Genomic DNA, 17017 nt, shown 5'->3' on the forward strand with positions numbered 1-17017 from the left:
CAGGGTAGACGCTACGGTTGCGCGCATGAGCCGGCCCAGCGCCGAGCGAGAGCTCCGGAGCGAGGAACGAGCGCAGGAGGATCTCAGACCGATGAGCACCGCGCTGCTCACCGACCGCTACGAGCTGACGATGCTGCAGGCCGCGCTGGCCGACGGCACCGCGCAGCGCAGGTGCGTGTTCGAGGTGTTCACGCGTCGCCTGCCCGCCGGACGGCGGTACGGCGTCGTCGCCGGCACGGGCCGGCTCCTGGAGGCGATCGCCGACTTCCGGTTCGCCGACGCCGAGCTGGACTGGCTCCGCTCCGCGGGGGTCGTGGACGACGCGACGCTCACGTTCCTCGCGGACTACCGCTTCACGGGGTCGATCTCCGGGTACGCCGAGGGCGAGCTGTTCTTCCCGGGCTCGCCGGTGCTCGTGGTGGACGGGACGTTCGCCGAGGCCGTCGTGCTGGAGACGCTCGCCCTGTCGATCCTCAACTACGACTCCGCGGTCGCGTCGGCGGCGTCGCGCATGACGTGGGCCGCGAACGGGCGACCCTGCCTGGAGATGGGGTCGCGGCGCGCGCACGAGGACGCGGCCGTCGCTGCCGCGCGGGCGGCCGTGGTCGCCGGGTTCGCCGGGACGTCGAACCTGGAGGCGGGCCGGCGCTACGGGCTCGACACGATCGGCACCGCCGCGCACGCGTTCACGCTCCTGCACGACGACGAGGAGTCGGCGTTCGCGTCGCAGGTGGCCTCCGCCGGCCCCGGCACGACGCTGCTCGTCGACACGTACGACGTGACCCGCGGGGTCGAGCTCGCCGTCGCGGCCGCCGGGACCGGGCTCGGCGCCGTCCGCCTGGACTCCGGAGACCTGCCGACGCTCGCGCGGGAGGTCCGCGAGCAGCTCGACGCGCTCGGCGCGACCGGGACGCGGATCGTGGTCAGCTCCGACCTCGACGAGCACGCCATCGCCGCGCTCGCCGTCGCCCCCGTCGACTCGTACGGCGTCGGGACGTCGGTCGTGACCGGTTCCGGCGCGCCCACGTGCGGCATGGTCTACAAGCTGGTGCTCCGTGAGGGGGCCGACGGCGAGCTGGCCGCCGTCGCGAAGGTGTCGGCCGGAGCGAAGTCGAGCGTGGGCGGGCGCAAGGTCGCCGGCCGGCGCCTCGAGGGCGGGATCGCGACGGAGGAGGTCGTCCTCACGAGCCCGGACGCCGATGTGCCGGTGGTGGATCCGGTCGCGGCGTCGGGCGACGTGCTGCGGCCGCTCCACGTGCCGCTCGTGCGCGACGGCGAGGTCGGCGAGGCATGGACCGGATCCGAGGGCGTCCAGCGGGCCCGCGAGCGCCACAGCGCCTCCCTGGCCGAGCTGCCACGGGCGGCGAAGCGGCTGTCGGCCGGCGAGCCCGCGCTGCCCACCGAGGTCGTCGTGGTCTAGATGGGCCGGCGAAGGCGTTGTTCGTCACCCCAACGGCGCGACTCGAGTGACCAGCCACACGTTCGCGGCGCCTACGTGCGCCCGACGAACCACCCGCGCACGGCGTCGATCCTGGCCTGAAGCTGATCCGCGCTTGCCAGCGGCACCTCCGGCCCGCCGGACCTCTCGCGCAGCCGCGTGTGGACGACGCCGTGCGGCACGCCGCTGCGGCGCGACCACGCGCTGACCAGCGAGGAGAGCTCCTTGCGGAGCGCTGCGAGCCGGCGGTGATCGCTCGCCGGCTCGGCTCCCCGGGCACGCCGCGAGGCCACGTGCTCCGCCTGCCGGGAGCGCAGGAGATCGCGCACCTGATCGGCATCGAGCAGCCCCGGCAGGCCGAGGAAGTCGGCCTCCTCGTCGGAGCCGATCTCGCCACCCGTGCCGAACTCGCCGCCGTCGAACAGCACGCGATCGAACGACGCCTGGGCCTCGAGCGCCTCGAACCCCGGCTGCGTGAGGTCGGAGCTCGCCTTCTCCGCGCGGTTCGCGGCGGCGAGCTCGGCATCGTCCAGCCCGTCCTCGGTGGCCGACGCCGGGCGGTCCAGCGCGTGGTCACGCTCGATCTCCAGCTCGCCGGCGAGCCCGAGGAGCGTCGGCACGCTCGGGAGGAAGATGGACGCCGTCTCGCCGCGTCGCCGCGCTCGCACGAACCGGCCGACGGCCTGGGCGAAGAACAGCGGCGTCGCCGTCGCCGTCGCGTACACCCCCACGGCCAGCCGCGGCACGTCGACGCCCTCCGAGACCATCCGCACCGCCACCATCCAGCGCTGCGTCCCCGCGGTGAACTCCTCGATGCGCGCCGAGGCGTCGTCGTCGTCGGACAGCACGACGACCGCCGACTCCCCCGTGATCTCCCGCAGCCTGCCCGCGTACGCCCGGGCGGTCTCCTGGTCGGTCGCGATCACGAGCCCGCCGGCGTCCGGCATCCCGCGCCGCACCTCGGTGAGGCGGGTGTCCGCGGCGGCGAGGACGGCGGGGATCCACTCGCCCTTCGGGTTGAGCGCCGTCCGCCACGCCTGCGCGATCATGTCCTTCGTGAGCGGCTCGCCGAGCCGGGCGCTGACCTCGTCGCCGGCCCGCGACCGCCACCGCATCTGGCCCGAGTACGCCATGAACAGCACGGGCCGCACGACGCCGTCCGCCAACGCGTCACCGTAGGAGTAGGCGTGGTCGGCGCGGGACCGCCGGATCCCCTCGCCGTCGGCGCTGTACGTGATGAACGGGATGGCGGCCGTGTCCGAGCGGAACGGCGTCCCGGTGAGCGACAGGCGTCGGCGGGCGGGCTCGAACGCCTCGACGACGGCGTCGCCCCAGCTCAGCGCGTCGCCGGCGTGGTGCACCTCGTCGAGGATGACGAGCGTCGGCCCTGCCTGCGTGCGCGCCCGGTGCAGCGCCGGGTTCGCAGCCACCTGCGCGTACGTGAGCGCGACGCCGTCGAACTGCGCACCGTGCCGGCCCTGGGCGTTGCGGAAGCTCGGATCGATCCGGACGCCGACCCGCGCCGCCGCCTCCGCCCACTGCACCTTGAGGTGCTCCGTGGGCGCGACGACAGTCACCCGGCGCACCAGGCCCGCCTCGAGGAGCTCCGTGGCGACGCGCAGCGCGAACGTCGTCTTGCCGGCTCCCGGCGTCGCCACCGCGAGGTAGTCGCGGGGCGACCTGGCGAGGTAGTCGTCGACGGCGGCCTGCTGCCACGCTCGCAACGCGGGCGCCGTGCCCCACGCCGCCCGCGCCGGGAACGCCGGCGACAGGTGCTCGGCTGCCGTCGTCGAGGCGGAGGTGCTCGTGCCGCGCCCGACCGCACGCGACTGCCCGCCCTCGACGTCGTCGTCGAGAGCGCTCAGATCGCTGAAGAGGTCGGGCTGCGGCTCAGGAGCCGCCGAGCTCACGCGTCGGAGCCGCCGGAGCCACCCGGGTTGTCGCCGCCCCCGGGCTTGCCGCCACCACCGCCGCGCAGGCTCTCGTAGATCTCCTTGCACGCGGGGCAGACCGGGAACTTGTTCGGGTCGCGTCCCGGCGTCCAGACCTTCCCGCACAACGCGATCACCGGGTCGCCGGACATCGCCGAGGCGAGGATCTTGTCCTTGCGCACGTAGTGGGCGAACCGCTCGTGGTCGCCCGGCTCGGCCTCCTGCCGCTCCTCCGCCCGTTCGAGCACTGACGTCGAGGTTCCGCCCGAGAGACGCTCGAGCTCCTCGTCCGGGCCGGTCGGCGGGAGGGGTTGGCTCATGGCAGGTGAGTCTACGACGGGGTGACAGACTCGGGCTGACCGACCGGGAGAGGGGCACCCGATGACGACCGACGACCTCGTCGTCACCACGGCCGCGGGCGACGTCGCCGGCGTGCGTCGTGCGCCGTCGCACGCGGCGTTCCTCGGGATCCCGTTCGCCGAGCCACCCGTCGGTGAGCGCCGCCTCGCCGCCCCGGTCCCCCGCGGGGCGTGGGACGGGGTCCGCCCGTGCCGGGAGTACGGGCCGACGCCGCAGCGCAGGCGGACGGGCGGCGGGGTCACCTCCATCCCGGAGCCGTCGATCCCGGGCGAGGACACGCTCGCCGTCAACGTCTTCACGCCTGCGCCCGGCGACCGTCAGGCGCGCCTGCCGGTGCTCGTGTGGATCCACGGCGGCGGCTACACGTCAGGGTCGCCGGCCTCACCCTGGTACGACGGCCGCACGTTCGCCGCGCGCGGCATCGTCACCGTCACGATCTCCTACCGGCTCGGGTTCGACGGGTTCGGCCTCCTGCCGGACGCGCCGCCGAACCGCGCCGTGCTCGACTGGCTCCTGGCCCTGGCCTGGGTGCAGGAGAACATCGCCGCGTTCGGCGGCGACCCCGACGCCGTCACGATCGCCGGGCAGAGCGCCGGCGGCGGCGCCGTGCTCACGCTCCTCGCGATGCCACGCGCCCAGGGCCTGTTCCGACGGGCCATCGCGCAGTCCGGGGCGCTCGCGGACCTGCCGTCGGACGCGGCCGAGGCGACGACGGCGCAGCTCGCGACCGAGCTCGGCGTCACCGCCACGCGGGACGGCTTCCGGTCCGTGCCCGAGGCCACGGTGCTCGAGGCGCAGCACGCCCTCACCGCGAACGACCTGGCCGACCCGGCGGCCGTGTTCGGTGGCCTCGTGAACCGCACCGCGTCACCGCTGACGTTCGGGCCCGTCATCGACGGCGACCTCGTGACGGCGCCCGCGTCCGCGTCGATGGCTCGCGGCACCGGCACGGACGTGCCCCTGCTGGCGGGGACCACCGCGCACGAGTTCAACGGCGTGGTCACCTCCCACGCCCCCGCCGCGCTGCGCTTCGTGCCGGCGACCCTCGTGCTGCGGCGCGCCGGGATGCCGCACGACGTCACCCGCGACTACCTGAGGGCCCGCAACGGGACCGACACACCCGGCGTCGTCGGCCAGCTGCTCACCGACCTCCTGTTCCGCGCCCCGCTCGCCGAGGTGCTCATGGCCCGCCAGGCGGCCGGTGCGACGTCGTGGGCGTACGACTTCCGCTGGCCGTCCCCGCTCGCGCACGGCACGAGCCCGCACTGTCTCGACGCGCCGTTCGTGTGGAACTGCCTCGACGCCGAGCGGGTCACGGAGGTGAACACCGGGCCGCACCCGCCGCAGGAGCTCGCCGACGCGATGCACGGCACCTGGGCGGCCTTCGTCGCGGGCGACGACCCGGACTGGCCGGCGTTCGCCGCGCCCGACCACGCCGCTCGGGTGTTCACCGTGCCACCGGTGACGGCGCGCAACGCGTACGCGATCGAGCGGCGGCTCGCCGGCCGCTGAGTCGCGTGGCGTTCCGCGAGCGTTCACCACCTCGTCGTCGTCCGGTCCTTCCGGCACCTCCGGGCCGTTCCCTAGCGTCGGTCGGAGAGCCGTGGGACCGAACCGGAGGAGCCACGATGACCACGACCACCAGCACGCCACGCATCGTCGGCCACCGTGGTGCCGCGACCCGTGCGCCGGAGAACACGCTCGCCTCGTTCGCGCGGGCCGTCCTCGACGGCGCCGACGCCGTCGAGCTCGACGTCCACGCCACCCGGGACGGGCGGCTCGCCGTCCACCACGACGCGACGCTCGGGCGGACGTCGGTGGCCGGTCGGCACGCCGGACGCATCGGCGAGCTCACCTGGCGCGAGGTCGCCGAGGTCGAGCTCGCCGGCGACCAGCGCGTGCCGGAGCTGGCCGAGGCCCTCGACCTCATCCCCACCGACGTCTTCGTCGAGGTCAAGGACGTCGCCGCCGCGGCGCCCGCCGCCCGCCTCGTCCGCGAGCGTGGCCTGGCGGACCGGGTCGTGATCACGAGCTTCCTCCCGGACGCGCTGCGCCTGGCTGCCTCCGCCGCGCCCGAGGTGCGCCGGGGCCTCATCGAGGTCCACCCGACCCGCGAGTCGCCGAGCCTGCTGACCGAGCTCGGAGCGTCCGTCTACCACCTGTGCCTGGCGGGGGCGCGCGCCGAAGACGTGGCGCAGGCCCAGGCCCGCGGCCTCGAGGTGGGCGTCTGGACGCTGCACACGTTCGACGAGGTGCGGCGCGCCGTCGACCTCGGCTGCGACACCCTCACCGCCGACGATCCCGCCTGGTGCCGCGCCGCCGTCGAGAGCCTCCGCGCTCCCGCGGCCGGTGCGCGGCCGACGGCGATCGCGAGCCTGCCCGCCGCGTAGGCCCGCGCCGGGCGCCGCTGCCGCCCCGCGCGTACGCTCGCCCACATGGACGGCGTGCGGGTCCTGCTGCTTGAGGGGTTCGACGACGACGCCGTCGACCTCACCCTCGACGCGTTGCCGGCGCACGGACTCACCGGGGTGACGACGGCGCTGCTGACCGGGTTGGCGGCCGAGGTCGACCTGCCGTGCGAGGAGCCGACGACGTTGCTGGTCGAGGTCCCGGAACGGTCCCTGTCGGTGACGCTGGACGTGGCGCCTGGGGCGACCGTCACCGTGTCGCTCAGCCCGGAGGGCCTCGTCGTCGACCTCCCCGGTGACGTCGGCCTCATGTGACGCCGCCGGGTCTCCCGGCCGGGGAGCCCGGGCCGGAGGGACCGCTCCGCACATTCCCAGGGAAAACCCCGATGACGCCGCGGCGGCGTCCTCCTAGCGTCGTCCTCGTCGCTCTCCGTCGCGACGTCACCACCCGCGAGGACGCGGGCAGGCGCCGCCATCCGGGCCACGGGCCCGCCGCTGGTCCCTTCGCTCTGCTCTCCGCTCTGGAGCCCCACGATGTGCTGCAACGACGCCACGAACCCCGCGTACACGCCTGGTCCGGACGGACCGCTCCCCGGTCCTCTTCCCGGCCCGTTCCCCGAGCCCGGCCCCTTCCCCGGTCCCTTCCCGGAGCCGTTCCCCGGCCGGCCGCCGGAGCGCGTGTGGCCGCCGCGGGACTTCCCGCCGTACTGGCTGTGCTGGCGGTGGGGCGGCATCAGCGGCCGCTACTCGGGGTCGTCAGGGCACGTGCTCCTGGGCGAGCGCATCGACCTGCGGATCGACGTGGACGTGCGGCACAACGCGAACTCGCCGGTCATGCACCGCGTCAGCGCCGACCACTTCCGGCGCCGTTTCTCGGGACGGCCTCCGTTCGGCTCGTTCGCGAGCGTGTACCTCGAGTCCTGGATCATCGACGCCCCGCGCGTGACGTGGAACAGGTGCAGCGCCGTCATCACCGGCGCCGTCCGCTACTGGAGCGGCGGGCACGCAGCGACCACCGCCGAGATCGTGGTGCGCTGGTCACACGGGCCCATCGAGTCCGCCACGGTCACCCTCACCGAGGGCGCGAGCGTGCGCGTCTACCAGTGCGAGTACGTCTCGGACTCCTTCCGCGAGCTGGAGCTCGAGCTCGACTACGCCGCGTCCGTCGAGATCGCCCCGCTGGTCCCGACGTACGACACCCACGCGCACAACAACCGTCCGGCGGACACCCCGCAACGGACCCTGACCATCGAGGAGACGTACCGCGAGGCGGGTGTGGCGGTGCAGTACTCGCCGAACTCGTCGGTCGTGGACGACAGTGCCGCCTCGTTCACGTCGTGGAGTCCGGGCGAGCTGCACGACGCGATGGAGACGGCCTTCAGCCGCTACCCGTCGACCTGGCCGGCGTGGCGGATGTGGGGGCTCCAGGCGGGCACGTTCGACGCCTCCAGCGTCGGCGGCATCATGTTCGACGCCGCCGCGGCGTACGGCGGCGCGGGTGACGCCCCCGATCGGCAGGGCTTCGCCGTCTTCCGCAACCACAGCTGGTTCACCGACCTCGTCGACGGCCCGCCGGGCAACCAGGACGAGGCGTGGGCGATGCGGCACTTCCTGTACACGTGGGTGCACGAGGCCGGGCACGCCTTCAACCTGCTGCACTCGTGGAACAAGTCGCGCCCGAGCTCGCTGTCGTGGATGAACTACGACTGGAAGTACGACGAGATCAACGGGGCCGACACGTTCTGGTCCCGGTTCCGCTTCCGGTTCGACGACGAGGAGCTCATCCACATCCGGCACGGCAACCGCGCCTCCGTCATCATGGGCGCCGACCCGTGGGCGTCCGGCGGGCACCTGGAGGATCCGTCCGGTGCGTCGGCGGACCAGGACGCTCCCGGCGCCGTCGAGCTGGTGCTGCGGACGAAGGACTTCGTGGACTTCCTCGAACCGGTGGCCGTCGAGCTGCGACTGCGCAACCTCACGAACGAGCCCGTCCTGGTGGACGGCCGCCTCGACCCGGTGCACGGCACGACCACCGTCTACGTGCGCACCCCGGCGGGACGGACGGTGCAGTACGCGCCGATCATGTGCCAGATCGGGCTGTCCGACGACGTCGTGCTCGCCCCCGCGGACCGCGCGGACGGCGACGGCACGGACCGCCTGAGCAGGTCGGTCCCCCTGGTGTACGGCACCGGCGGCTTCATGTTCGCCGAGCCCGGCGAGTACCAGGTGCGCGCGGTGTACGCGGCCGCGGGTCACCTGGTCGTGTCGAACACCGTCCGCATCCGCGTCGGACAGCCCGCCTCCGTGCAGGACGACCGGTTCGCCGCGTCGTTCCTGCGCCCCGAGGTCGGCCTCACGATCGCTCTCGGCGGCTCGATGTCGCAGCACCTGGGCGACGCCGTCGGGATCCTCACGGAGGCCGCCGAGCGGTTCGCCGGATCCGGCGCCGGGGTGGCCGCGGCCGAGACCGTCGCGCGCAGCATCGGGCGGGACTTCTTCCGCCGCGAGATCGACGCGGACTCGGACCGCATGGTCAAGGGGCACAGCGCCGACCCCGGGGCGGCTCTCGCGATCACCGCGCCGGCGCTCGAGACGCTGTCCGGCTCGAAGGACCCGGCCGCGAACCTCGCGGAGCACCGGCTCGTCAACCTGCGTCGCGAGATGCACGACGCCCGCGGAGACGGCGCCGCGGCGGCGAAGGAGCTCACCGCGCTGGCCGACGACCTCGCCGGCCGCGGCGTCAACGCCGTCGTGCTCGAGGAGGTTCGGGACCAGGCAGGGCAGGCCGCGCCGACGCGTCGCCGCTCGACACGGTCCACGAGCGCGAAGCGCAAGAAGTCCTGAGCGGGCGAGCCGCTCCGCCCCGGGCGGAGCGGCTCGCTACAGGCCCTGCCAGTCGGGCTTCGCGGCGTAGGTCTGGCGGTAGTAGTCGGCCAGCTGCAGGCGCGACGCCGCGGCCGGGTCGACGAGCACGCTGACGTGCGGGTGGTGCTGGAGGATCGTCGCCGGCCACATGGCGCTGACGGCGCCCTCGACGAGGTGGTGGATCGCCTCGGCCTTCCCCCGGCCGGACGCGAGCAGCACGATGTGCTTGGCCGCCATGATCGTCGCGAGGCCCTGCGTGAGGCAGTGCGTCGGGACGGCGTCGACGTCGCCGCCGAAGAACCGGGCGTTGTCCCGCCGCGTCTGCTCGGTGAGCGTCTTGATGCGGGTCCGCGAGGCGAGCGAGCTGCCCGGCTCGTTGAACGCGATGTGGCCGTCGGTGCCGATCCCGAGGATCTGCAGGTCGACACCGCCGGAGGCCGTGATCGCCTGTTCGTACGCCGCACAGGCGGCGGCGACGTCCTCCGCCGTCCCGTCGGGCCCCTGCACGGCGCCCGGGGCGAAGTCGACCCGGCCGGCGAACTCGCGCTCGATGACCGTCCGGTAGCGCTCGGGATGGTCGGCCGGCAGTCCGACGTACTCGTCGAGCATGAACGCCCGGGCGTTCGCGAAGGACACCTCGCCCCGCTCGTAGCGCGCGGCGAGCTCGTCGTAGACGGCGAGCGGGCTCGACCCGGTGGCGAGGCCGAGCACCGGCTCGGGCTCGCGCTCGAGCAGCGCGCCGATCGTGTCGGCGACGAGCGCTGCGGCGTCCGCGGCGTCCGGGACGATGACGACCTCCACGAGGCGACTCCTTCCGGCCCTCCTGGGCCGCTCGATCCGTGAGCACCAGTCCGGCTCCGCTCCCCCGAGCCTGCCATGGTCGCGCCCCGGTCGACGCCGCGGTTCGCTGACCGGAACGCGTGCGCTCAGCGCTTCCGCCAGGACGACATCGACGTGAGGATCGTGACCTCCCGCCGGTCGAGCAGGCTCCCGCCCCACCGGACGCCGACCACGATCGCTCCGCACGCGCTCGCCAGGCCGACGACGAGCGTCAGCCAACCCCACGTCGGGGAGACGAGCAGAGCCGGGAGGAGCGCGAGGAGCGTCGGCACGGCGGCGACGATCGTGCCGACGGACGAGAGGAGCTGACCGGCGATCGTCGCGCCGACGTCTCCGCTCTGCGAGGACATGGGGTTCGCCCCGGGCGGCGGCACGGGGTACACCAGCACCGCGCTGCACACGGCCGCCACCCCGAGCCCGCAGCCGAGCAGACCGAGCGACGCCCCGAGCACGGCCGGCACCATCTCGCCACGTCCCGTCGAGGCGGGGCCGGCGATCGCGACGAGGACCACCAGAGGCACCATCCACACCGACGCACCCAGGGTCCGGCCGAGCCGGTCGGAGCGCCCGTCGAGGCCGCTGCTCACGTGCAGCCAGAACGCCGTCGAGTCGTAGGCGACGTCGTTGTGCATCGTCCACCCGCCGAACCACGCGATGATCGGGGCCGCGGCGAGCGCCACCCACCCGAGGGCGTCCGCGGCGTCGATCCCGGACTCGTCGGAGCTCGAGATCGCGAACGCGACGACGACGGCGACGACTGGCATGACGAGGAGGCTCGCGGCGGACGTGAGGTAGCGGGGGTCCGACCGCCAGTACCGCACGCTCCGGCCGGCGACGGCGGCGGCGCGCGACGGCACGCCGCGCCGGGTCAGTGCCTCGGCGAGTGGGAGCCGCCCGGTCCGGGAGCGTGTCGCGCGCTGGTCGGAACCGACGGTCGTCATGACGTGGCCGAGCAGCCGGCGCCAGAGCGCGAGGCCCGCACCGAGCCACGCGAGCAGGACGAGCGTGCGGAGGCCCGCGAGGCCCCAGGCACCCGCCGCCACGTCCGCGGGCACGGCCCAGGGCGCGCCGAGCGGTGTCCACGCGAGCACGTTCGCCAGCGCGGGCAGCCAGTCCCCCGCCGCCGGGAGGCCCCAGGACTGCAGCGTGGCCGGCAGCAGGCTCACCGCGAGGATGAGCAGGACCGAGACGATCCCGACCATGTCCCGACCGCGCCGGCCGCGCAACGCACCGGCGAGGGACGACGTCGTCAGCCGCGCACCCAGCAGACAAGCGAGGGCGCCGAGCGGAGCGCAGACGAGCGCCGCGAGCGCGGCGAGCGGTGCGTCCCGCCACGCGAGCGCCGGTCCGAACGCGACGAGCACGGTGATCGCGCCCGGCACGGAGACGGCGCCAGCGACGAGGAGGCCGACGGCGAACGCCCGGCTCGGCGTGGTGAAGAGGGAGAAGCGTTGCGGGTCGAGCGTGTCGTCCACGCCGAACGCCAGCAGGGGCACGATCGCCCAGCCCAGCACGATCGCCGACCCGCCGAGCACGACGATCGTCTCGCGCCACGGGGGCTCCACCGAGCCGAGCGCGAACAGCCCCACGGCGAGCAGCAGGAGCAGTCCGAGGCCGTACAGGGCCCCGAACGCCATCGCGACGATCCGCCAGACGTCCCGTTTGAGCGAGTTGCGCAGGAGCGCGAGCTTCAGCCGCGCGAGGGTCGCAACCATGACACCGTCTCGTGGACGTCGGTGGCGCCGACGAGCTGGGCGAAGCGTCGTTCGAGATCCTCGCCGGCGCTGACCTCGGCGAGCGTGCCGGCCGCGACGACGCGTCCGGTGTTCATCACGGCGACGTGCGAGCACAGCCGCTGGACGAGATCCATGACGTGGCTCGAGAGGATCACCGTGCCGCCGCCGGCCACGAAGTCCTGGAGCAGCGACCGGATGTGTGCCGCCGACACCGGGTCCACGGACTCGAACGGCTCGTCGAGCACGAGCACGCTCGGGGCGTGCACGAGCGCCGTCGCCAGGCCGATCTTCTTGGTCATGCCGGCGGAGTAGTCGGCCACGAGCTTGCCGGCGTCCTCCGTCAGGCCGAGCACGGCGAGGAGCTCGGCCGTGCGGGTGTCCACGACGTCCCGTGCCATGCCGCGCAGGAGCCCGGAGTACGTCACGAGCTCCGCTCCGCTGAGCCGGTCGAAGAGCCGCATCCCGTCCGGCAGCACGCCGAGCTCGCGCTTGGCACGCGCCGGCTCGGCCCAGACGTCCACTCCGTGGACGTAGGCCGAGCCGGTGTCCGGCCGCAGCAGGCCGGTGGCCATCGACAGCGTGGTCGTCTTCCCGGCGCCGTTCGGGCCGACGACGCCGTAGAACGAGCCCGCCGGGATGTCGAGCGCGAACTGCTCGACGGCGACCTTCGTTCCGAAGCGCTTGTACAGGCCCCAGAGCCGCATCGCCGGGACCGGCCCCGGCTGTTCGGTCCCGGGCGCGGGCGGTGGCGGCGCTGCGGGCGGCGCCGGCGGCTCGTGAGGAGTTGTCACGTGGGTCCTCGGTCAGACGGCGTCGGTCAGGCGGGTCAGTCAGACGGGGTCAAGCAGCGGCGGAGGGGCCCCGTGCCGGGACACCCTCCGCCGCGTGAGGTTCACTTGCCGACGGCGGACTTGAGCACGCTCCCGGCGCTGATCTTGACCCCGTACCCGGCCGGGATCTGGATCTCCTCGCCCGTGCGGGGGTTGCGGCCGGTGCGCGCGGCGCGCTCGACCCGCTCGACGCTGAGGAGACCCGTCACCTTGACGGTCTCACCCTTGCTGAGCGACGTGACGAGGACGTCCTGCAGCGCGGACAGCGCGGCGTCGGCCTGGACCTTGGTGAGCGACGCCTTGTCGGCGATCGCGGCAACGAGCTCGGTGCGGTTGACGGACACGGATATCCCTCTCGTCGTTCCAGATGCACGCCGAGCGGCGCGCCTCGGGCCCGAGACTACGACCCACGCGGCGGAATCCGCCTGTTGACGCGGCCTCTCGGCGAGTTTCCGCCGATAGCGAATCGGGGCAAGCGCTTGCCCGGCGTCTCGCCTCTCGCTCCGTCCCCAGTTGTCACATGCGTCACACCTGCCCCACGCCGAGTCCCGGACTGCGTGGTCCGGCGCGAGGTGCGCGCCGCCCAGCCCCGGACGCCGAGCGTCTGCCGCACGCGTAGCCTCAGCCCATGCTGCTCCCGGACGACCTGCTCACCCGGATCCACGACCGCGCCGCCGGCTACGACGCCGCCAACGCGTTCTGCACCGAGGACCTCGAGGAGCTGGCCGCCGTCGGCTACCTGCGGGCGGCTGTCCCGGCGGACCTCGGCGGCCTCGGCCTCTCGCTCCTGGAGCTCACCCGCGAGCAGACGCGTCTGGCCGCCGCGGCACCGGCGACGGCGCTCGCCGTCAACATGCACCACGTCTGGACGGTGACGGCGCGCATCATGCGCACCCGCGGCGACCACGCCCTCGACTGGCTGCTCGCCGAGGCGGCCGCCGGCGAGGTGTTCGCTTTCGGCAACTCCGAGGCGGGCAACGACCTCGTGCTGTTCGGTTCCCGCACGCAGGCGGTGCCCGACGGCGCAGGCGGGTACCGCTTCACGGGCACGAAGATCTTCACGTCGCTCTCCCCCGCGTGGACGAGGCTCGGGGTGCTCGGCCGGGACGACGACTCCGCCGACGCCCCCAAGCTCGTGCACGCGTTCCTGCGTCGGGAGGACGGCGGCACCACGGCGGCGGACGACTGGGACACGCTCGGCATGCGTGCGACGCAGTCGAGCACGACGCGGCTCGAGGGCGCCCACGCGAGCGCCGACCGGGTGGTGCGCCGCCTCGACCCCGGCCCGCAGGCGGACCCGCTGATCTTCGGCATCTTCGCGGCGTTCGAGATCCTGCTCGCCTCGGTGTACGCCGGCATCGGCGCGCGAGCGCTCGAGCTCGCGGCCGAGGCCGCGCACCGGCGCACGTCCATGAAGAACGACGGGCGGCCGTACTCCGCCGACCCGGACATCCGGCGTCGGGTCGCGGCGGCCGCCATCGTCCAGGACGCGCTGGCGCCCCAGATCGAGGCGCTGGCCCGCGACGTCGACGACCTGGTGGACCACGGCGACCAGTGGTTCCGCCTCCTCGCCGGGCTGAAGGTGCGCGTGACGGAGGCGGCGCGGGTCGTCGTCGACGAGGCGATCCGCGTGGCGGGCGGCGGCTCGTACTTCAACGGCAGCGAGCTGAGCCGGCTCTACCGCGACGTGCTGGCCGGGATGTTCCACCCGAGCGACGACGAGTCGGCACACGGGACCGTGGCGAACGCCGTCCTCGGCCCCGTCCCGGAGTCGTGACGGTCAGCCGAGCCGGTCGGCGCTGAGTCCGGAGGTCGTCGGGCCCTCAGCTCGCCGGCGCGCGCAGCAGCGGCTCCAGGAGAGACGACGGCGCCAGGGTCGTCGGCCGATCGCTCACCTGGCCGTCACCGACCTCGACGACCCGCCAGACGCCGTCGTCCCGCAGGGCCAGGTCGGTGGTGACGAAGCGGCAGCCGAGGGCGGCGACGGCCGGGGCGACGGCGGCCAGGTCGGGAGCGGGCACGTCGTCCGGAGTGTCGGGATGCGGCCCGACGACCACCGGGGCGCCGTCGACCCACCACACCCGCGCCTCCGCGGCCCGACCGCCGTCCGGCGCGGCGAAGCGCTCGAAGGCGCGCACGACGATGCCCCCGGCGAGGAACGAGTCCTGCAGCTGGACGAACCGGGCGACGACCCGGTGGAGGTGGGTGGCGTCGGCGAGGTCCGGCACGAAGCACGCCTCGGCCCACTCGTGCTTGCGGGACTTGACGTAGTCCTTGACGATGCCGGCCCCGCCGCCGAGGGGAGCGACGAGCGCGGCGAGCGTGTCGGCGTCGGGCACCTCCCCGGCGGACGACGCGCGCCACACGCTCCGCGGGGTCAGGCCGGCGAAGGTCGGGTACCAGCCCGGGAGCTCGTGGGCGCGGGCGTAGTCCGGCGCCGTCGTGCCCAGGCCGACGCCGCGTGCGCGCAGCGCGTCCTCGAGCTCTGCGTAGCGGTCCGCCGGGATCATCCACCCGCGGTACCAGAGCGGGCCGGCGCCCGACGGGACGCGGGCGACTGCGGCGTCGGCCTCACCGGCCAGCAGCGCGTCGTGGTCGAGGAGGACGACGGCGGCTCCCGCCTCGCGGGCGGCGCTCGCCTCGGGCGCGAAGTGCCCGTCGGGCGCGCGCGGCGCCAACGGGTCTGCGGGGACGAGAAGGCCGGTCATGGGCGCGACCCTAGACGGTCCTCGATTCCGTGACCGCCTCCAACGCCTGCGCAGCCGAAGCAGAGACTCAGGGCGAATTCTGGCGCGCTCCCTAAGCGGCCCCTACGCTGCCCAAAGGCCGAGTCATGGGAGACAAGATGCCTGAACAGAGCTGGCACGAGGCGCGACTGATCCCCACCTCCGGGATCAACGGTGCTGACGAACAAGAGCGGCGCGCGACCTCGGCCCTCCTCGCTGTGATGTCGATCGTGCGTGAGTTCGGGCGCGCCCTGACGAAGCCGTACGGAGCTCCGGCCGGCGCCATCCAGACGTTCATCGAAGTCCCGTTCGAGGTCGGTGAACGGAGGATCTTTCCCGACGGTCTGATTCGCATCACGCGCGGACAATCCGTGTGGACGACGCTCGTGGAGGTCAAGACGGGGAACAATCTCTTGCACGCGGACCAGCTCGAGAACTATCTCGACATCGCTCGTGAACAGGGCTATAACGCGGTGCTGACGATCTCCAACGAGATCCCTCCGATTGCGGGACAACACCCGACGAGGGTGGACAAGCGGAAGCTTCGAAGGGTTGACCTTCACCACCTCTCATGGACGCAGGTGCTCGCGGAAGCCGTGATGCAGAAGGAATTCCGCGGTGTCGCAGACCCAGATCAGGCGTGGATCCTCGGTGAACTCATCCGCTATCTCGAGCATCCACGTTCCGGAGCAATGGAGTTCGAGGACATGGGCGAGGCTTGGGTGCCGGTGCGCAACGGCGTCAAGACCGGGACCCTCCGACCGACCGACAAGGGTGCCAGCGAAGTCGCTGCAAGGTTCGATGCCCTCCTGCGCTTCGTGAGCCTGAACCTCGGCCGACAGCTCGGCACGGAGGTGAGCCCCGTGGTCAGTCGGCGTGAGCTCGCCGATCCGTCCTTGCGCGCACAGGCATTGGTCGAGGACCTGACGTCCGCCGGGGTGCTGACCGGATCGATCCGCATTCCGTCGACTGTTGGAGACATCGTCGTGGCGGCCGACGTTCGAGCTGGCACGATCGTCTGCCACATCGATGTCGACGCGCCGCGGCAAGGACGACCGACCACTCGCGTCAACTGGCTCGTGAGGCAGCTGAAGAACGCACCAGAGAGCGTTCGCATCGAGGCAAGAGCCGCGCATTCGAGAGGTGCCGGAGCCGTGGGGCTCCTGAAGGCGATCAGAGATGACCCTTCGCAGCTCGTCGCCGATCCAGCCAAGGAGATCCGAGCTTTTCAAGTGGCGACGGTCACACCGATGGGAACGAAGCGCGGCCGCGGCCGCGGAGCGTTCATCGACTCCGTCATCGAGGCGGTGGATGTCTTCTATGCCGATGTTGTCCAACACCTCAAGGCCTGGTCGGCCGCCCCGCCCCGGCTACGGCCAGAGATCGAGCCAGCCACGGCAGGACCCGACGGCGTCAGTCCTGGCTTGCCCTCGACCGGGCTTTCCTCCCAGGACGATGAGACGCTGACGTCGTCGACCCAGGCTTCATCGCCGTCGTGACCACAGGAGGTCCCGTGCCTGCCCTGCCCGAGCAGACCGATGCTCATCTCGCCGCTGCCCTCGCGGCGGCGAACGGTCGCAGCGCCGAGGTCCTCGTGCACGACGGTCCGCTCCGTCAGTCGATCGTCGCGCTCAAGGCCGGCACCGAGCTTGGCGAGCACAACGCGCCACCGGCGGCGAGCCTGCAGGTGCTCGTCGGAGAGGTCAGGGTCACGGCGCCCGACGGCGACGTCGACCTCGCCGGCGGCGACCTGTGGCTCCTCACCCACGAACGGCACGCCGTCCTCGCGCTCACCGACGCGGTGTTCCTGCTAACCACCGTCACGAGCATCCCCAAGCCCGCATGAGCACCGGCGGCCGACGATTCCGGGCGTCGATCGTCCG

The 17017-nt window shown here is 73.4% G+C and carries 15 protein-coding genes; 8 read left to right on the forward strand and 7 right to left on the reverse strand.

Annotated elements, in window-relative coordinates:
* The first annotated feature begins 25 nt into the window (after nt 1-25).
* On the forward strand, nt 26-1420 hold the full coding sequence (locus BCAV_RS13825; protein ID WP_083770045.1) for a nicotinate phosphoribosyltransferase: 1395 nt from the start codon (nt 26-28) through the stop codon (nt 1418-1420).
* A gap of 71 nt (nt 1421-1491) precedes the next feature.
* On the opposite strand, the gene BCAV_RS13830 is transcribed toward BCAV_RS13825, so the two are convergent.
* The gene (locus BCAV_RS13830; RefSeq protein ID WP_015883228.1) at nt 1492-3348 is read right to left on the reverse strand and encodes a DEAD/DEAH box helicase; all 1857 of its coding nucleotides are present in this window, start codon (nt 3346-3348) and stop codon (nt 1492-1494) included.
* Nucleotides 3345-3689, reverse strand: a complete 345-nt coding sequence (locus BCAV_RS13835; protein WP_015883229.1) for a DUF3039 domain-containing protein — start codon at nt 3687-3689, stop codon at nt 3345-3347. The genes BCAV_RS13830 and BCAV_RS13835 overlap by 4 nt, the downstream gene beginning before the upstream one ends.
* A 61-nt stretch (nt 3690-3750) precedes the next feature.
* Here BCAV_RS13835 and BCAV_RS13840 point away from each other — a divergent pair, with 61 nt between their 5' ends.
* From BCAV_RS13840 to BCAV_RS13855, 4 genes are all read left to right on the forward strand, one after another.
* Nucleotides 3751-5241, forward strand: coding sequence for a carboxylesterase/lipase family protein (locus BCAV_RS13840; protein WP_015883230.1), 1491 nt, complete (start codon nt 3751-3753; stop codon nt 5239-5241).
* Between the two features lie 116 nt (nt 5242-5357).
* Nucleotides 5358-6119, forward strand: coding sequence for a glycerophosphodiester phosphodiesterase (locus BCAV_RS13845; RefSeq protein ID WP_015883231.1), 762 nt, complete (start codon nt 5358-5360; stop codon nt 6117-6119).
* Between the two features lie 45 nt (nt 6120-6164).
* Nucleotides 6165-6452: a hypothetical protein gene (locus tag BCAV_RS13850; RefSeq protein ID WP_015883232.1), complete on the forward strand. Its 288-nt coding sequence runs from the start codon at nt 6165-6167 to the stop codon at nt 6450-6452.
* Between the two features lie 219 nt (nt 6453-6671).
* Nucleotides 6672-8981 carry a hypothetical protein gene (locus tag BCAV_RS13855; protein WP_015883233.1) on the forward strand — a complete coding sequence of 770 codons (2310 nt, stop codon included), beginning with the start codon at nt 6672-6674 and terminating at the stop codon, nt 8979-8981.
* 36 nt (nt 8982-9017) lie between these two features.
* Here BCAV_RS13855 and nagB read toward each other — a convergent pair whose 3' ends face one another.
* From nagB to BCAV_RS13875, 4 genes are all read right to left on the reverse strand, one after another.
* On the reverse strand, nt 9018-9803 hold the full coding sequence (nagB, locus tag BCAV_RS13860) for a glucosamine-6-phosphate deaminase (protein WP_015883234.1): 786 nt from the start codon (nt 9801-9803) through the stop codon (nt 9018-9020).
* A 125-nt stretch (nt 9804-9928) separates the two neighbouring features.
* A complete protein-coding gene (locus BCAV_RS13865) occupies nt 9929-11557 on the reverse strand; it encodes a hypothetical protein (RefSeq protein ID WP_015883235.1) in 1629 nt (542 codons plus the stop codon).
* On the reverse strand, nt 11533-12369 hold the full coding sequence (locus BCAV_RS13870) for an ABC transporter ATP-binding protein (RefSeq protein WP_050761739.1): 837 nt from the start codon (nt 12367-12369) through the stop codon (nt 11533-11535). The genes BCAV_RS13865 and BCAV_RS13870 overlap by 25 nt, the downstream gene beginning before the upstream one ends.
* A gap of 101 nt (nt 12370-12470) precedes the next feature.
* Nucleotides 12471-12752 carry an HU family DNA-binding protein gene (locus BCAV_RS13875; protein WP_015883237.1) on the reverse strand — a complete coding sequence of 94 codons (282 nt, stop codon included), beginning with the start codon at nt 12750-12752 and terminating at the stop codon, nt 12471-12473.
* Nucleotides 12753-13036: 284 nt separating this feature from the next.
* Between BCAV_RS13875 and BCAV_RS13880 the strand changes: the two genes are divergently transcribed.
* Nucleotides 13037-14185, forward strand: coding sequence for an acyl-CoA dehydrogenase family protein (locus tag BCAV_RS13880; protein ID WP_015883238.1), 1149 nt, complete (start codon nt 13037-13039; stop codon nt 14183-14185).
* Nucleotides 14186-14231: 46 nt separating this feature from the next.
* Here the strand turns inward: BCAV_RS13880 and BCAV_RS13885 are convergent, their stop codons facing one another.
* Complete coding sequence (locus tag BCAV_RS13885; RefSeq protein WP_015883239.1) at nt 14232-15116, reverse strand: ATP-grasp domain-containing protein; 885 nt, start codon at nt 15114-15116, stop codon at nt 14232-14234.
* A 137-nt stretch (nt 15117-15253) separates the two neighbouring features.
* Between BCAV_RS13885 and BCAV_RS13890 the strand changes: the two genes are divergently transcribed.
* Entirely contained in the window at nt 15254-16633 is a 1380-nt protein-coding gene (locus BCAV_RS13890) for a hypothetical protein (RefSeq protein WP_015883240.1), read from the forward strand.
* A 14-nt stretch (nt 16634-16647) separates the two neighbouring features.
* A complete protein-coding gene (locus BCAV_RS13895) occupies nt 16648-16980 on the forward strand; it encodes a cupin domain-containing protein (RefSeq protein WP_015883241.1) in 333 nt (110 codons plus the stop codon).
* Nucleotides 16981-17017 lie beyond the last annotated feature (37 nt).

Origin of the sequence: Beutenbergia cavernae DSM 12333 (assembly GCF_000023105.1) — a bacterium.
Lineage (GTDB): Bacteria > Actinomycetota > Actinomycetes > Actinomycetales > Beutenbergiaceae > Beutenbergia > Beutenbergia cavernae.